Genomic DNA, 15,860 nt, shown 5'->3' on the forward strand with positions numbered 1-15,860 from the left:
GATGAGCCACCGTAGCCTGTACGCGGTCTTCGAGGCCGCGCGCCGCAGCCGGCAGCCCGCGGTGCTGGCCGACGTCAAGGTGAAGTCGCCGCGCGACGGCAAGCTCATCGACCTCGACCGCCTCGACTCCTATCTCGACGCTCTCGTCGCAGGCGGCGTGGCCGCCATGACCGTGCCGACCGACCCGGTGTACTTCTCCGGCCGCGCCAGCCTGGCCGCCCGCATCCGCGACCGCACCGGGCTGCCGGTGATGCGCAAGGAGTTCTTCTGCACCCCGCGCCAGCTCGACGAGTCCGTCGCCGCGGGGTTCACCGCCGTGCAGCTGTCGGTCAACACCACCGCCCCCGGCCAGCTCGAACGCCTCTACGACCACGCCGAGCGGGTGGGCCTTGAGGTCCTGCTCGGCGTGCACACCCGCGAGCACCTCGACACCGCGCTCGCCCTCGATCCCGTCGCCATCGCGGTGAACAACCGCGACATCGTCGCCCTGGAGCTGGACCCGGGCACGGTGCGGATCACCGAGACCCTGATGCCGTTCGTGCCGCCGGAGGTCTACGTCCTGTCCGAGAGCGCCTTCTTCACCGCCGACGACGTGGTGCGCGCGGCGGCGGCGGGCGCGGAGGGCGTGCTGGTCGGCACCGCGCTGGCGCAGAGCGACGACCCGGCCGCGCTGGTGCGCGAACTGCGGGACGGAGCGTGGCTGTGCTTCCGGTAGACCGGCTCGGGGAGCGATTATCGGACCAGGGCGCGCGCCTGCTCGTCGTCTACCTGACCATCGGCGACCCGCTGGCGGACTTCGCCCAGCACGCCGCGGCGGCGGTGGCCGCCGGGGCGGACGCGATCGAGTTCGGCATCCCGACGCCGCGGACCCGTCCCCGCGGCGCCGACATGGCCGCCTCGTTCGACCGGGCCCGCGGCTGCCCGCCCGAGCGCGCCTGGGAGCAGGTGCGCGCGCTGCGCGCCGCGCTGCCGGGCACGCCCCTGCTGGCGCTGCTCTACCCGCAGACCGTCGCCGACATCGGCGCGGACCGCGTGCTCGACCTGGCTGCTGAGTCCGAAGTGGACGGCCTGGTGCTGACCGACCCGGACGGCCCGCTCAGCCCCCACCAGGCAGCCGACGCCGGATTGAGCGCGATCCCGCTGGTCGGCCCCGCCACCGACCCGGCCCGGCGGCGCGCGCTGGAGGCCGCCGCCCGGCACTGCACCTACCAGGCGCTGGCCGAGCGGACCGGCGCCCGCCTCGACCCCGACCGGGTGGGCGGGTTCGCCGCCGCCGCGGCGGCTGCCGCGACCAAGCCGTTCCTGGCCGGGTTCGGCATCCGCGGCGCGGCCGACATCCGCGCGGTCGCCCCGCACGCGGCGGGGGTGGTGATCGGCACCGAGCTCCAGCGCGGCCTGGCCGCGACCGACCCGCCCGCCCGGGTGGCGTGGACCAGGGCCGCCGTGCGGCGCTGGAAGGCGGCCACCGTGTTTTCGCCGAGCTCACAAGCGAGGAGTTGGTAATGCGCGTTGACATCATCGGCGGCGGCCCGGCGGGGCTGTTCCTGGCCGGCCTGCTGCGCCGCGATGGCTTCGTCGACGACGTGCGGCTGTACGAGCGCAACGAACCCGACGACAGCGCGGGCTGGGCGGTGGTCTTCCCGGAGGGCTCGCTGGACCAGCTGTCCAAGGTCGACCGGGGCGTGTTCGAGGGGATCGAGCGCGCGGGCATGAGCTGGACCGAGGTCGAGATCCGCTGCCGCGACTCGCGGTACCTGGTGGAGGGCAACCGCTTCCACGGCATCGGCCGCGACCGGCTACTGTCGGTGCTGCGCGAGCGCGCGGTCGAGCTCGGCGTCCAGATCCATTACGGCCACCAGGTCACCGACCTCGCCGAGCACGCCGACGCCGACCTCGTCGTGGGCGCCGACGGGCTCAACTCGGTCGTGCGCGCCGCCCACGCTGAGCAGTTCGGGCCGCGCGTGGAGCACGGCGAGTTCTGGTACGGCTGGTTCGGCATCGAGGTCGCCCAGCCCACCTTCGCCTACATCTTCGTCGAGACCGAGTGGGGCCTGTTCCAGGGCTACGTCTACCCCTCCGGCCAGTCGTGGAGCTCGCTGATCATCTACGTCTCCGAGGACACCTGGCAGCGCAGCGGGCTGGCCGGGATGGACGTCGACGAGTCGCTGCGCTTCTGCGAGCGGGTCTTCGCCGACCACTTCGACGGCAAGCCCATCCAGCGCCGCGGCCCCGGCTGGACCCGCTTCCGGCACCTGCGCTGCGACAGCTGGCACACCGACGACGTGGTGCTCATCGGCGACGCCGCGCACACCGCGCACTGGTCCATCGGCTCGGGCACCCGCCTGGCCATCGAGGACGCCATCGCGCTGGCCGACCAGCTGCGCGCCCAGCCGACCGACATCCCCGACGCGCTGGCCACCTACGAGAAGGTCCGCCGCCAGCGGGTCGAGCAGTTCCAGGACGCTGCCCTGCTCTCCGAGCGCTACTTCGACACCGTGCGCCGCTACCTGGACTTCGAGCCGATCCAGTTCGCCTACCAGCTGGTCGCCCGGTCCTGGCGGATCACCTTCGCCGACATCGCCAAGCGCGACCCGGACTTCATCCGCCGGTTCAACGCCTGGTTCCACAGCCGGGCCACCGGGCAGCCGGTGGACATCGCGCCCTCGCCGGTCTTCGCCCCCACCTCGATCGGCGGGCTGCGGCTGGCCAACCGGATCGTCACCACCGTCCCGACCGCGGGCGCGGGCCTGGTGCTCGGCGCGCCCGCCGGGGCCGGGCAGGCCGCGGCCGCGCTGGTCGGCGCGGACGGCCTGGAGGCGGCGCTGGCGGCCGCGCAGGCCGACCACCAGCTGGCCCTGCTCGACCTCACCGCGCGCCCGGTCGCCGACCTGCTGGCCGACCCGCCCACCGCCGACCTGGCCCGGCTGCGCGCCCACTGGCCCGCCGACCGGCCGGTCGGCGCCGCGCTGGGCCTGGCCGCGGGCTGCGACGCCGCCGCCGACACCGCCGTCGAGCTGGCCCGCGTGCTGGCCGGCGCCGGGCTCGACGTGGTGCTGCTCGGCCCGGCCGCCGAGGACCCGCCGTCGCGGCCCGGGCAGGTGGTCCAGGTCGCCGACGCGGTCCGCAACGAGACCGGCTTGGCCGTCATCGCCGACGACGGCCTGCGCACGCTCGACGCCGCCGACACCGCGGTCGCCGCGGGCCGGGCGGACCTGTGCGTGCTGCGTTTCGAGTCGTCCGAAGGGGAGGCGCGATGAGCTACCCGGATCAGCCCTACTGGAACCCGCGAACCGAGACCATGCCCAGGGAGGAGTTGGCCGCGTGGCAGTGGCGCAAGTTACGCGCCGCGCTCGCCCAGGCGCGCAACTCCAAGTTCTGGGCCGACCGCATCCCCGAGGACATCACGTCCCTGGAGGACTACTTCCGGCGCGTGCCGCTGGTGCACAAGAAGGACCTGGTCGCCGCCGAGCAGGTCGAGCCGCCGTTCGGCCTGCTGCCCTCGATCGACCCGGCCTTCGGCATCCGCTTCCACCAGACCAGCGGCACCAGCGGCAACGTCCCGCTGCGCACCTTCGACACCGTGCGCGACTGGACGTGGGCGGTCGACATGTGGTGCACGATGCTGCACGCCGTGGGCGTGCGCCCGCACCACCGCGGCTGCGTGGCCTTCGGCTACGGCCTGTTCATCGGGTTCTGGGGCATGCAGGACGCCATGATGCGCATGGGCTGCACCGTGCTGCCCACCGGCTCGATGGACTCCGCGGCGCGCGTGCGGCTGCTGGTCGACTACCAGATCGAGGTCATCGGCTGCACCCCCACCTACGCCCTGCGCCTGCTGGAGACGGCCAAGGACATGGGCATCGACCTGGCGGTCGAGGGCAACCTGAAGATCGTGATCACCGGCGCCGAGCCGCGCCCGCCCGCCACCGTCAAGGCCATCCGCGAGGGCTTCGGCGCCGAGGTCTACGACGTGGCGGGCATGACCGAGCTGGCCACCGTCTTCATGTTCGAGTGCCCGGCCAAGCCCGGCGCTGGCCACATCATCGAGCCCAGCGTGATCGAGGAGGTGCTGCACCCGGAGACGCGCGAGCCGGTCGGCTACGGCGAGCGCGGCGTGCGGGTGATGACCGGCCTCGGCCGCGAGGGCTTCCAGGTCTTCCGGTACTGGACCGAGGACATCGTCGTCAAGCGGCCGTGGCACGAGTGCTCGTGCGGGCGGACCTGGGACTACTACGACGGCGGCATCATCGGCCGGGCCGACGACATGCGCAAGATCCGCGGCATCTCGGTCACCCCGGTGATGGTCGAGGACGTCGTCCGCGGCTTCCCCGAGGTCGCGGAGTTCCAGACGGTGCTGCGCGCCGACCGCGGCCTGGACGTGATGGTGCTGCGGGTCGAGCCGCGCCCGGAGGCCGTGCGCGAGGGCCTGCCCGAGCGGGTCGGCGCGGAGATCAAGCGCACGATCGGGCTGCAGCCGATCGTGGAGCTGGTGGACCCCGGTGTGCTCCCCCGATTCGAGGCGAAGGCGGTGCGATTCCATGACGAGCGGTGAGCTGACCGCGCACGAGGAGCAGCGGCTGCGCGAGGCGTATGCCGCGCTGCACGAGCTGGCGGCGACCTGCGGCGTGCCCGGCGTGCGGGCGGCGGCGCGGGCCGCGGTCGCCGAGGTGCACACGGCGCTGGACGGGCAGGCCCTGGACTTCGAGCTCTACACCGCCCGGTGGCGGGACGGGGGAGGTGCCTGAGGTGTCGGTCACCACCGCCGCGGAGATCGATTTCTCCCGGCTGGGCGAGGAACCGGACTACAACCTGGCGCGGCGCTTCCTCGACCCGGTCCCGGCCGGACGCACGGCGCTGCGCACCGCGGCGGGCCCCACCAGCTACGGCGAGCTGCGCGAGCTGGTCAACCGGATGGGCAACGCGCTGCGCGGCCTGGGTGTGCGCAAGGGCGACCGGGTGCTCATCGCCATGAGCGACGGCGTGCCGTACGTGGCCACCTGGTACGCCGCGCAGCGCATCGGCGCCATCACCGTCGAGGTCTACAACTTCCTGACCGCCGACGACTACCGCTACTACGTCGAGTACCTCGAACCGTCCATCGTGGTCACCGACGGCGCCGCGGTGGCGGCCCTGCGGGGCGCGGGCGTGCGCGGGATGGTCGTCGCGGGCGTGGCCGGGCTGCCCGCGGGCGAGCACGACTTCGACACCCTGCTCGCCGCCCAGCCCACCGACCTCATCGCCACGCCGATGAGCGCCGACGACGAGGTCATGTGGAAGCTGACCACGGGCAGCACCGGCAAGCCCAAGGCGTGCAGGCACGTCGCCAGGAGCCCCTGGCTGAGCCACCTGTGGTACGCCAGGGGCGCGCTGGACCTGCAGCCCGACGACATCATCCTGCCGGTGCCCAAGCTGTTCTTCGGCTACGCCCGCGACCTGGTGGCGCTCTACCCGATGGGCGTGGGCGCCTCCGGCGTGCTGTACCCGGAGCGCAGCACGCCCGAGCGCCTCTTCGAGCTCGTCGCCGAGCACCGGCCGACCGTGCTGGTGAATGTGCCGACGATGATGAAGTCGATGCTGGCGCACCCGGAGGCGGCCAAGGCCGACCTCAGCTCGGTGCGGATGTGCCTGTCGGCCGGCGAGCACCTCCCGCCCGAGCTGCACCGGCGCTGGCAGGACACCTTCGGCGTCGAGGTGCTCGACTGCATGGGCTCGTCGGAGGCCTACCACGTGTTCATCTGCAACCGGCCCGGCCAGGTGCGGATGGGCAGCCTCGGCACGGTCGTGCCGCACTACGACGCCGCGGTGGTGGACGACGACGGCAACCCGCTGCCCGACGGCGAGGTCGGCCTCCTGCAGGTGAGGGGCGAGCCGGTGGCGATCGGCTACTGGCGGGCGCCGGAGAAGACCGCGGCGACCTTCCCCGCCCCGCACACGCTGCGCTCCAGCGACCTGTTCAGCCGCGACGCCGAGGGCTACTTCTACTACCGCGGCCGCGCCGACGACCTGCTCAAGGTCAGCGGCATCTACATCGCGCCGACCGAGATCGAGGACTGCCTGGCGACCCACCCGGCCGTGGTCGCCTGCGCGGTGGTCGGCTACACCACCGAGGACGGCCTGACCAGCACGCGGGCCTTCGTCGTGGCGGGCGAGCCGGTCACCGCCGACGAGCTGCGCTCCTACGTGCGCTCGCGGCTGTCGCCGCACAAGTACCCCCGGGACTTCCGCTTCGTCGACGCGCTGCCGGAGACCCCGTCGGGCAAGGTCGACCGCAAGGTGCTGCGCTCGCTGACCTGACCCGGCGCCCCCGCGGGCCGGCTCCCCCTCCTCGGGAGCCGGCCCGCTTTCGCGTGCGGGGGGCGCGGACGCCGCCGAGCCCGCCGCCCGGTGGGGACCGGCGCGGCGGGCTCGGGGGGATCACGCGGTCTTGCGGGTCTGGGCCTGGGCCACCACGAGCGCGACGAACCCGGGCAGGTCCGGGTCCTCGAACAGGTCGCCGACGTCGATGGTGATGCCCAGCTCGTCCTCGACCCGGGCGGTGATGCGGACCGCGGCGATGGACTGCCCGGACAGCTCGAAGAACGTGGCGTCGTCCTGGCCGGGGCGCGCGCCCAGCACGTCGCGCCAGATCTCGGCGGCCTGCCGCTGGATCTCGGACAGGTCGGGGGTGGTGGTCATGGGTCTCCTCCGCGGGTGGGTCAGCCGTTGATCAGGCCGTTGCGGCCGTCGCGCAGGTGGTCGAATGAGGACAGGTCCGGCACGGTCCAGCCGTCCAGGTCGTACTCGTCGAGGCACTGGTCGACGAACGCCTTGTAGCCGTCGATCTCGCCGCTGGCGATCTGGGAGTACAGCAGCTCGGTGCGCACGGCCTCGTGGTTGCCCGCGTAGTTGCGCTCGTAGAGCTCGTGGCGCCCGCCGAACTCGCTGCCGACGGCGTCCCAGAGCAGCTTCATCAGCTTCACCCGCTGCACCGCCGTGGTCCCCTTGGACCCGCGCAGGAAGCGGTCGAGGTAGGGGCGGATGGCCGGGTTGGCGAAGTCCTCGGCGCTGGAGTTGAGGTAGATCAGCCCGCTGGCGATGTCCTGCTGGACGATCTCCTTGATGCGGGAGTAGCCGCTCTGCATGAACCACCGGTAGGCCATGCCGTAGGCCGGGTTCGGCAGCACCGCGCCGTTGACCCACTCCACCGGGTTGCGGGCGGCGGCGTCCGACAGCGCCCAGAACAGGTTGCGCCAGGCCAGCACCTCGCCCAGCCGGGTCTGCACGCCGCGGAACTCGTCGACGCCGGTGATCTCCAGCGCCTTGGCCAGCAGCCCGGCCAGGAACTCCAGCTTGACCGCCAGCCGCGTGCAGCCGTGGAAGGTGAACCGCTGCGGGAAGCCCGAGCGGCCGGTGAACATCTGGACCTTGCCCAGGTCGCCGTAGATGAACACGTTCTCCCACGGGATGAGCACCTTGTCCAGCACGAAGATCGTGTCGTTCTCGTCCATCCGCGACGACAGCGGGTAGTCGAACGGGCTGCCCATCAGCGCGGCGGAGGCGGTGTAGGAGGTGCGGCAGATCAGCTTCACCCCGGGCGCGTCCATCGGCACGGTCGCCACCAGGGCGAACTCGCGCTTCTTGACCGGCACGCCGTAGTGTGCGACGAAGTTGTAGTGCGTCAGCGCCGACCCGGTGGCGACCACCTTGGCGCCGCTGACCACGAGCCCGGCGTCGGTCTCCTTCTCCACGTGGACGAAGACGTCCTCGACCTCGTCCGGCGGGCGGTTGCGGTCCACCGGCGGGTGCACGATCGCGTGGTTCCAGTAGAGGACCTTCTCCTGCGACTCCCGGTACCAGCGCCGGGCGTTGTCCTCGTAGGGGGCGTAGAACTCCGCGTTCGCGCCGAGCGTGCCGAGGAAGGACGCCTTGTAGTCGGGGGTGCGGCCCATCCAGCCGTAGCTCATCCGCGACCAGGCCGCGATCGCCTTCTGGTGGGCGACGAGGTCGTCGGCGCTGTGCGGGGTGGTGAAGAACCGGTGGGTGTAGCCGTCGCTGCCGGTGTCGGTCGGGCAGGTCAGCACGTCCTTGGTGTCCGGCGCGTGCAGGGCGTCGTACATCCGCGCGACCATCCGGGCGGGGTTGTGGAACGCCGGGTGCGCGGTGACGTCCTTGACCCGCTCGCCGTAGAGGTAGATCTCCCGGTCGTCGCGCAGGCTCTCCAGGTACTCCGCACCGGTCAGCGGGCGGGTCTGCCGCGGCTGGTCGGCAGCGCCCCCCGGAACCTGCTCCCGTTCGGCCATCGGACTTCCTCTCGGTGGTACTCGCTGGGGACTCGCTGGGACCCGCCTTGCACGTGCCGCGGATCGCGGGTTTCCATTGTCGCAGCGGGAAAGCCGCCGACGGCTCTTCGCGCATGCGCACCGCAGGGCCGCCGCCGCGCCCCGATGGGCGCACCCGCGGCCCGGGTGCGCCCATCGGTCGCGTCGGGGGTCAGAGCCCCAGCGGCGCGGTGGGGTCGAGGACGGCGCTCTTGAGGACCTGGTCGAACTCGTCGGCCATCGCGCGCATCGTGACCTCGGTGAACTTGTGGGTGTTGTAGCCGAGGTAGGCGTTGATCTCCCCGGTGGGGGCGATGTCGAGCTGCCACAGGGCGCCGTCGGGGATCTCCGTGGCCACCTCCTGCGACAGCCGCCGCGGGATGTCGCGCAGCTCCAGGTCGCCGATGACGTCGCCGTGCAGGGCGAAGGGCAGCTGCATCGGCTGGAACGCGATCAGCGCCTGGTCGTCGCTGGCGGCCGGGGCCATGAGCGTGGGCGCCTCGCCGAGCAGCGCCAGGAAGGGGATCTCCTTCGAGTACGCCTCGATGCAGGTCTTCCGGGTGCGGTCGAGCACGTCGCGGAAGGTGGTGGCGCCCGCGACGTCGGTGCGCAGCGGGATGAAGTTGGTGAAGTTGCCGACGGTGTTCTGGAACCGGGCCTGCTTGCGGTTGGACCCGATCGTCAGCGCCACCAGGTCGGTCGCGCCGGTGCGCTGGGCCAGCAGCACGTTGTAGGCAGCCAGCAGCACCATGAACGGCGAGCTCTTGCTCTCCTTGGCCAGCGCCGCCACGCCCGCGGCCACCTGCGGGTCGATGGCGTAGCGCAGCACCGCGGTGTTGACCGGCTTGCCAGCCGAGCGCGGGAAGTCCATCGTCGCGGTGGTGACCTGCGCGCCCGCCAGCTTCTCCCGCCAGTAGGCGATCGACTTCTCCGGCAGGACGGTGTCGAGCTCCTCGCGCTGCCAGAGCGCGAACTCGCGGTACTGCGCGGGCTCGGGCCGCTCGGGCACCTGGTGACCGCGCCGCGTGGCGTACGCGGTCACCAGGTCGGTGACCATGACCTGCAGCGACCAGCCGTCGACCGCCGCGTGGTGGGCGATGAGCACCAGCGCCGAGTCCTCGTCGTCGAACCGGCCGATGACCGCCCGCAGCAGCGGCAGCGGCTCGATGCCGTACGAGCCGCCCTCCAGCTCGATGATCAGCTCCTCGGCCCGGCGGTCCCGCTCGGCGGCGGGGGTGCCGGAGAGGTCGACCTCGATCAGCTCGGCCGGGCACGGCGGGACGACGGCCTGGTAGAGCTCGTCGCCGTCGCGCTCGATCCGGGTCCGCAGCACCTCGTGGCGGGCCACCACGTCGGCCAGGGCGGCCCGCAGGGTGGCGGAGTCGACCGACCCGCGCACCCGCCAGCCCCAGGTGATGTTGTGCTTGGGGCCGAAGGGCCCGCTGTCGGGGTCGGGCGACTCGAACAGGCACAGGAACTGCTGCGCGAACGAGACCGGGTAGCGCTGGGGGGTCGACGCCGAGGGGGTCGTGTCGGTCATGGGTGTGCCTTTCGCGGTTCGGCTGGTCAGCGCAGCTCGACGCCCGCCTGGCGGGCGGCGTGCAGGAACTCCCCGCGGGACAGGGCCGCGGCGATGAGCTCGATGTCGTCGGCCATGTACCGGTCCCGCTCCAGGGTGGGCACCAGCGCGCGCACGGCCTCGTAGGTGGCCTTGCCCGCCGGGCTCAGCCCCTCGTACCGGCCGGAGACGTCGACCGCCTGCGCGGCGGCGAGGAACTCCACGGCCAGGATGTAGTTGTTGTTCGCCAGCACCCGGCGGGCGTTGCGGGCGGCGATCAGGCCCATGCTGACCACGTCCTGGTTGTCGCCGTTGGACGGCACGCTCTGCGTGCTGGCCGGGCCGATCGTCCGGTTCTCGGCGACCAGCGCGGTGGCCGGGTACTGCGCGCCCGCGAAGCCGCTGTTGAGGCCCGGCTCGCCGGAGGCGACCAGGAACTCGGGCAGGCCGGACAGGTAGCGGTTGAGCAGCCGGTTGGTGCGCCGCTCGGAGAACACGCCCAGCTGGGTCATGGCGATGGTGGTGTAGTCCATGACGAACGCCACCGGCTGGCCGTGGAAGTTGGCCCCGTGGAAGACCTCCTTGCCCGCGAAGAACAGCGGGTTGTCGTTGGAGGAGTTCAGCTCGGTGTGCACGGTCCGCTCGGCGTGGTAGAGCGTGTCGCGGACGGCGCCGACGACCTGCGGGATGGCGCGCAGGGTGTAGGCCTTCTGGATCCACACGTCGGTGCGCGAGACGTCGCCGCCCTTGGCCTGCTCGCTGGCCTGCTTGCGCAGGTCGGCGTGCTCGACGGCCAGGCGCGAGCCGGACAGCAGCGCGCGCAGGTTGGCCGCGTTGTCGATCTGGCCCTGGTGCGGGCGGGCGATGTCGTGGCCCTCGGCCTGGAACGGGCTGGTCGAGCCCAGCAGGGTCTCCACCACCAGCGCGGTGACGATCTCGGCCTGGCGGACCTGGTCGATGGCCCGGGTGAGCACCAGGCTGCCCAGGCCGGTCATCGCGGAGGTGCCGTTGATCAGCGACAGGCCCTCCTTGAACCGCAGCTGCAGCGGCTCGATGCCGTGCTCGCGCAGCACCTCGGCGGTGGGGGTGCGCCTGCCGTCCTTGAGCACGTAGCCCTCGCCGATCAGCGTGGAGGCGATGTGGGCCAGCGGGCCGAGGTCGCCGCTGGCGCCCAGCGAGCCGATCTCCGGGATGGCCGGGGTGATCCCCAGGTTCAGGTAGAGGGCGATGCGCTCCAGCAGCTCGGGGCGGACCGCGGAGTAGCCCTTGGCCAGGGCGTTGAGCCGGGCGGCGAGGATCGCGCGGGCCTCGACCTCGTTGAACAGCGGGCCGACGCCGGCGCTGTGGCTGCGCACGAGGTTGGTCTGCAGTTCGACCTCTTTGGACGTCCCGACGAGCATGTAGATCATCTCGCCGTAGCCGGTCGTCACCCCGTAGACCGGGATGCCCTGCATGATGGTGTCCTCGAACTGCTTCCGGCTGCTCGCCGCGCGGTCCAAAGTGGTCGGCTGGAGCGTGACCGGCGCGCCGTCCTCGGCCACCCGTCGGACGCTTTCGATCTCCAGCTTCTCGCCGTCGAAGTCAACGGATGCCTCGTTATCAAGCAATGTCACGTCTTCACCCCGTCGCGGTGTCCGGAATCTAAGGCAAAGCCCCGCAGCAATGGTGCCCGCCGCCGCCGCGGACCGGCATCTCTGGCCGTGCCGCCAGCGCGCACGGCTGGAGTTGTGCGGGGTTCCCGGCTGCGGTGAGGATCGCCCGAGAAGGAGCGTGCACCGCCCGTCGGCATCCGGAGGACCCCCCATGCAACCGTTCCGCATCAACATCCCGCAGGAGCAGATCGACGACCTCAACCGGCGCCTGGCGGCCACGCGGTGGCCCGCCGAGTTATCCGGCTTCGGTTGGGAGCGGGGGGTGCCGCTGGACTACCTCAAGGAGCTGGCCGAGTACTGGCGGACCTCCTTCGACTGGCGCGCGGTCGAGGCGGAGTTCAACCGCTACCCGCAGTTCACCACCGAGATCGACGGCGAGGACATCCACTTCCTGCACATCAAGTCCCCCGAGCCCGACGCCACCCCGCTGCTGCTCTCGCACGGCTGGCCGGGCGGCTTCCTGGAGTTCGCCGACATCATCGGCCCGCTGACCGACCCGCGGTCCCACGGCGGCGACCCGGCCGACGCCTTCCACCTGGTCATCCCCTCCATCCCGGGCTACGGCTTCTCCACCCTGCGCCACACCGGCTGGGACGTTCCGCGCATCGCCGCCGCGTGGGCGCAGCTGATGGCCCAGCTGGGCTACGACCGCTACGTCGCCCAGGGCGGCGACGCGGGCTCGGTGATCTCCCTGGTGCTGGGCCTGATGGACCCGGGCCACGTGCAGGGCGTGCACGTCAACATGCTGATGACCTTCCCGTCGGGCGACCCGGCCGAGCTGGCCGACCTCAGCGAGACCGACCAGGCGCGGCTGGCCCAGCTCGGCCGCTTCGACGTCGACCAGTCCGGCTACATGAAGATCCAGCAGACCCGCCCGCAGACCCTCGGCTACGGCCTGACCGACTCCCCGGTCGGCCAGCTGGCGTGGATCGTGGAGAAGTTCCAGGAGTGGAGCAACCCGTCGGCGAAGGTGCCCGAGGACGCCTTCGACCGCGACCGCATCCTGGCGCTGGTGTCCCTGTACTGGTTCACCGCGACCGCGGGCACCTCCGCGCACTTCTACTACGAGGGCGCCGAGGCCGTGCGCGCCGCGGTGGCGGGCGCGATCCCGCCGCCGCAGTCGGTCCCGGTCGGCGTCGCGGTGTTCCCGCACGACCTGTTCCTGCCGCTGCGCAGGCTGGCCGACCGCGACATCCCGACCATCGTGCACTGGACCGAGCACGAGCGCGGCGGCCACTTCGCCGCCATGGAGGAGCCCGGCCTGCTGGTCGAGGACATCCGCGCGTTCGTCCGCAAGCTCGGCTAGCGCGGGCGCGCCCGCCCAGGCCCCGCCGACCCGCTGCGGTCGGCGGGGCCTGCTGCTGAAAACCCTTCCATAGCAACGTATTCCTGCCTGCACCACCGGCAAGCAACCGGGGAGATGCGGCCACCCCGGTGGGAGCGGAACCATCGGTTCCGGTAGGCGAGCAGAGCCGTGCGCAGGCCGCGGTAGGAGGAGACCGAATGAAGAGCAGGATCGTCCTCGACGTCTGGGTGCCCAACCTCGGCTTCGCGGGCTGGATGGACCGCTGGCACCAGCAGGGCCGGGACTTCGAGGCGGCGCACCCGGAATACGAGGTGCGGGTGCAGGGTCTGGACTTCTGGACCTACCCGCAGGTCGTGGCCGAGAAGGTCGCCAGGGGCGAGACGCCCGCCCTGGCCGAGTACTACTTCTACGCCAGCCCCGTCGCCCGCGACATGCTCGCGCCCGACGGCAGCTTGCTGTTCACCTCGGTGGAGAAGGCCGTCGCGGGCCGCACCGAGATCCTCGGCGAGCCGGTGGTGATCGACGACCTGCTCCCGGCCTTCCGCGACTACTACACCTACCAGGGCGACCTCACCTCGCTGCCCTCGGTGGGCACCACCAGCCTGCTGTTCGCCAACCGCGACATCATGCGCAAGGCGGGGCTGGACGAGCTGCCGGAGACCTGGGACGACGTGGTGACCGCGTGCAAGACGCTGCGCGCGCTCACCGACGGGCCCGCCCACCCGATCACCTGGTCCAACCACGGCACGTTCTTCCAGCAGGCGCTGGCGATCCAGGGCGGGCTGCTCTGCGACAACCACAACGGCCGCACCGGCCGGGCCACCACGGTCAACCTGCACTCCGACGAGATGCTGAACTGGGTGGAGTGGTGGCGCCAGCTGCACCGCGACGGCCACTACCTGCACACCGACAAGATCCCGGACTGGGCTGGCACCCTGCAGCCCTTCGCCGACGCGCAGGTCGGCATGCGGATCTCCTCGTCCAACGACGTCAACTTCATGGCCAAGGCCGCGGAGCTGGGCGGCTTCGAGCTGGAAGTCGGCATCTTCCCCTACGACAGCCACACCCCCTACGTGGGCAACGCCGTCGCGGGCACCTCGATCTGGCTGGCCGCCAACCTCGACCAGCAGACCCAGGACGGCGCGCTGGCGCTGCTGATGTGGCTGCACAACCCGCGCATCGCCGCCGAGCGGCACAAGGCGCACAGCTTCGTGCCGATGACCCAGGCGTCCTACCAGCTGCTGGAGGACGAGGGCTGGTTCGAGCGCTACCCGTACCACCGGCTGGCCTACGACCACGTCAGCAAGTTCCCCCGCGGCGTGGGCAAGCCGGGCGTGCCGGTGTCCGAGGGCGCGTTCTTCGGCGACTTCGTCGGCGCGCAGGACATCATGACCCACGCCGTCGGCGACGTGCTCGCCCGCGGCGCGGACCCGCTGGCCCGCTTCACCAAGGCCACCGCGGACGCGCAGCGCCTGCTGGACGACTACAACGCCTACGTCCTCTCCGGCGAGCCGCGCACCCCCGACCGCATCCCCAACAGCAGCCACCGCGTCGAGTACTACACCGACGTCGAGCCGTACTCGGCCAAGGATGTCGAGAAGATCGTCGGCATCCAGGAGTGAGCCCGGCGCCGGGGCCGCCCGCCGCGGGCGGCCCCGGCGCCGTTTCCGGGTCCGGCGCAGCCCGCTGCCGGCCTGGTCCGTCCCGCACCAGATGCCCTTGGAAGAAAAGGACCGCGCAGCGATGACAGTTACGGCGATGGTTCCCCCCAACGGATTCCCGCTGCCGCCCGAGCCCGACCTGACCCCGCACGAGGTGGTCGCGCGCGCCGAGGCGATCGCCGCGACGCTGGTCGAGCGGCAGTCCGAGGTCGAGGAGCGCACCTACTACGCCCAGGACGTGCACGAGGCGTTCCGGGACGCCGGGTTCTACCGCATCCTCGTGCCGCGCCGCTACGGCGGCTACGAGTTCGGTGTGGACACCTTCTTCAAGGTGGTGCGCACGCTGGCCCGCGGCTGCCCGTCGACGGGGTGGATGTTCTGCCTCGGCGCGGTGCACTCGGTCTTCGCCGCGACGGTGTTCGAGGAGCGGACCCAGGAGGAGATCTTCGCCGTGGGCGACTTCATCGCCCCCGCGACGGTCATGCCCAGCGGCACCGCCGAGCGCCACCCCGACGGCGGCTGGGTCATCAGCGGCCGCTGGGGCTACTGCTCGGGCGCGCCGTACGCCACCCACTTCATCGGGCACACGCTGGTCGCCCACGAGGAGGGCCAGGAGCCGGAGCCGATGCTGTTCATCGCCCCGCGCTCGCAGTGGCGCCGCCTCGACGACTGGGGCCAGCAGCTGGGCCTGAAGGGCAGCGGCTCGCACAGCATCGTGATCGAGAACGCGCACATCCCGGACCACTACGTGATCCAGGGCCACATGAGCCACGTCAAGGTCCACGACGACAGCCCGGGCAGGCGCCTGCACATCAACCCGCAGTACGCGGGCGGCCAGCTCAGCTTCATGATGCTGGAGGCGGCCTGCCTGGCCGTCGGCATCGCCCACGGCGCGCTGGACGAGTACGAGCACCTGATGCGCACCCGCACCACCTCGTACCCGCCCATCATGGGCCGCGCCGAGGACCCCGACTTCCAGCGCTGGTACGGCGAGGCCACCGGCAAGCTGGCGGCGGCCGAGGCGGCCATCGAGGGCACCATCGCCCGGTGGCAGGACCTCTGCGCCCAGGGCCCGTCGGCCTTCACCCCCGAGCACGAGTGGCGCCTGGCCACCATGTGCCGCGAGGTCGTCCGGCTGAGCTGGACGGCCGTCGAGCAGCACCTGTTCCCCACCGCGGGCTCCAGTTCGGTCAACCGCGGCCAGCGCATCGAGCGGGTCTGGCGCGACCTGTCGATGCTCCAGAGCCACGCGGGCGTCTCCGTCGTCCTCACCACCATGGCCAACCGCGAACTGGCCAAGGCCCGCTTCGGCATCACCGACGACCACTGACACCGGTCGCCGACGGAAGGCCCGGCGCTCCCCGGCGCCGGGCCTTCGCCGTGCCC

The 15,860-nt window shown here is 72.0% G+C and carries 13 protein-coding genes; 9 read left to right on the forward strand and 4 right to left on the reverse strand.

Annotated features, from left to right (window positions below; all coding sequences use genetic code 11):
* Position 1 precedes the first annotated feature (1 nt).
* The 6 genes from ACWEPX_RS09240 to ACWEPX_RS09265 are packed head-to-tail and all read left to right on the forward strand — an operon-like array spanning position 2 to position 6,294.
* A complete protein-coding gene (locus tag ACWEPX_RS09240; RefSeq protein WP_451896599.1) occupies positions 2-715 on the forward strand; it encodes an indole-3-glycerol-phosphate synthase in 714 nt (237 codons plus the stop codon).
* On the forward strand, positions 697-1,503 hold the full coding sequence (locus ACWEPX_RS09245; protein ID WP_451896600.1) for a tryptophan synthase subunit alpha: 807 nt from the start codon (positions 697-699) through the stop codon (positions 1,501-1,503). The genes ACWEPX_RS09240 and ACWEPX_RS09245 overlap by 19 nt, the downstream gene beginning before the upstream one ends.
* On the forward strand, positions 1,503-3,257 hold the full coding sequence (locus ACWEPX_RS09250; protein ID WP_451896601.1) for an FAD-dependent monooxygenase: 1,755 nt from the start codon (positions 1,503-1,505) through the stop codon (positions 3,255-3,257). Before ACWEPX_RS09245 ends, ACWEPX_RS09250 begins: the two co-directional genes overlap by 1 nt.
* Positions 3,254-4,552, forward strand: a complete 1,299-nt coding sequence (locus ACWEPX_RS09255) for a phenylacetate--CoA ligase family protein (protein ID WP_451896602.1) — start codon at positions 3,254-3,256, stop codon at positions 4,550-4,552. The genes ACWEPX_RS09250 and ACWEPX_RS09255 overlap by 4 nt, the downstream gene beginning before the upstream one ends.
* Positions 4,539-4,745, forward strand: a complete 207-nt coding sequence (locus tag ACWEPX_RS09260) for a DUF6052 family protein (protein ID WP_451896603.1) — start codon at positions 4,539-4,541, stop codon at positions 4,743-4,745. Before ACWEPX_RS09255 ends, ACWEPX_RS09260 begins: the two co-directional genes overlap by 14 nt.
* A gap of 1 nt (position 4,746) precedes the next feature.
* The gene (locus tag ACWEPX_RS09265; RefSeq protein WP_451896604.1) at positions 4,747-6,294 is read left to right on the forward strand and encodes a benzoate-CoA ligase family protein; all 1,548 of its coding nucleotides are present in this window, start codon (positions 4,747-4,749) and stop codon (positions 6,292-6,294) included.
* A 120-nt stretch (positions 6,295-6,414) separates the two neighbouring features.
* Here the strand turns inward: ACWEPX_RS09265 and ACWEPX_RS09270 are convergent, their stop codons facing one another.
* The 4 genes from ACWEPX_RS09270 to cmdF form a co-directional block, all read right to left on the reverse strand.
* Entirely contained in the window at positions 6,415-6,675 is a 261-nt protein-coding gene (locus ACWEPX_RS09270; RefSeq protein WP_451896605.1) for a phosphopantetheine-binding protein, read from the reverse strand.
* Between the two features lie 20 nt (positions 6,676-6,695).
* Entirely contained in the window at positions 6,696-8,279 is a 1,584-nt protein-coding gene (locus ACWEPX_RS09275; RefSeq protein ID WP_451896606.1) for a 4-hydroxyphenylacetate 3-hydroxylase family protein, read from the reverse strand.
* 190 nt (positions 8,280-8,469) lie between these two features.
* The gene (locus tag ACWEPX_RS09280) at positions 8,470-9,837 is read right to left on the reverse strand and encodes a condensation domain-containing protein (protein ID WP_451896607.1); all 1,368 of its coding nucleotides are present in this window, start codon (positions 9,835-9,837) and stop codon (positions 8,470-8,472) included.
* 26 nt (positions 9,838-9,863) lie between these two features.
* Positions 9,864-11,468: a tyrosine 2,3-aminomutase gene (gene cmdF / locus ACWEPX_RS09285; protein WP_451896608.1), complete on the reverse strand. Its 1,605-nt coding sequence runs from the start codon at positions 11,466-11,468 to the stop codon at positions 9,864-9,866.
* 190 nt (positions 11,469-11,658) lie between these two features.
* Here cmdF and ACWEPX_RS09290 point away from each other — a divergent pair, with 190 nt between their 5' ends.
* The 3 genes from ACWEPX_RS09290 to ACWEPX_RS09300 all read left to right on the forward strand — a co-directional run bounded on the left by ACWEPX_RS09290 (position 11,659) and on the right by ACWEPX_RS09300 (position 15,804).
* Positions 11,659-12,813: an epoxide hydrolase family protein gene (locus tag ACWEPX_RS09290; protein ID WP_451896609.1), complete on the forward strand. Its 1,155-nt coding sequence runs from the start codon at positions 11,659-11,661 to the stop codon at positions 12,811-12,813.
* A gap of 197 nt (positions 12,814-13,010) precedes the next feature.
* Positions 13,011-14,435, forward strand: a complete 1,425-nt coding sequence (locus tag ACWEPX_RS09295; RefSeq protein ID WP_451896610.1) for an extracellular solute-binding protein — start codon at positions 13,011-13,013, stop codon at positions 14,433-14,435.
* 136 nt (positions 14,436-14,571) lie between these two features.
* Positions 14,572-15,804: an acyl-CoA dehydrogenase family protein gene (locus ACWEPX_RS09300; RefSeq protein ID WP_451896611.1), complete on the forward strand. Its 1,233-nt coding sequence runs from the start codon at positions 14,572-14,574 to the stop codon at positions 15,802-15,804.
* Positions 15,805-15,860 lie beyond the last annotated feature (56 nt).

It is taken from the genome of Actinokineospora sp. NPDC004072 (assembly GCF_053604195.1).

Bases quoted from the DNA above. Each gene is read 5' to 3' on its own strand.
- ACWEPX_RS09240 (WP_451896599.1), top strand. From the start codon at position 2: ATGAGCCACCGTAGCCTGTACGCGGTCTTCGAGGCCGCGCGCCGCAGC.
- ACWEPX_RS09250 (WP_451896601.1), top strand. From the start codon at position 1,503: ATGCGCGTTGACATCATCGGCGGCGGCCCGGCGGGGCTGTTCCTGGCC.
- ACWEPX_RS09255 (WP_451896602.1), top strand. From the start codon at position 3,254: ATGAGCTACCCGGATCAGCCCTACTGGAACCCGCGAACCGAGACCATG.
- ACWEPX_RS09260 (WP_451896603.1), top strand. From the start codon at position 4,539: ATGACGAGCGGTGAGCTGACCGCGCACGAGGAGCAGCGGCTGCGCGAG.
- ACWEPX_RS09270 (WP_451896605.1), bottom strand. From the start codon at position 6,675: ATGACCACCACCCCCGACCTGTCCGAGATCCAGCGGCAGGCCGCCGAG.
- ACWEPX_RS09275 (WP_451896606.1), bottom strand. From the start codon at position 8,279: ATGGCCGAACGGGAGCAGGTTCCGGGGGGCGCTGCCGACCAGCCGCGG.
- ACWEPX_RS09280 (WP_451896607.1), bottom strand. From the start codon at position 9,837: ATGACCGACACGACCCCCTCGGCGTCGACCCCCCAGCGCTACCCGGTC.
- ACWEPX_RS09290 (WP_451896609.1), top strand. From the start codon at position 11,659: ATGCAACCGTTCCGCATCAACATCCCGCAGGAGCAGATCGACGACCTC.
- ACWEPX_RS09295 (WP_451896610.1), top strand. From the start codon at position 13,011: ATGAAGAGCAGGATCGTCCTCGACGTCTGGGTGCCCAACCTCGGCTTC.
- ACWEPX_RS09300 (WP_451896611.1), top strand. From the start codon at position 14,572: ATGGTTCCCCCCAACGGATTCCCGCTGCCGCCCGAGCCCGACCTGACC.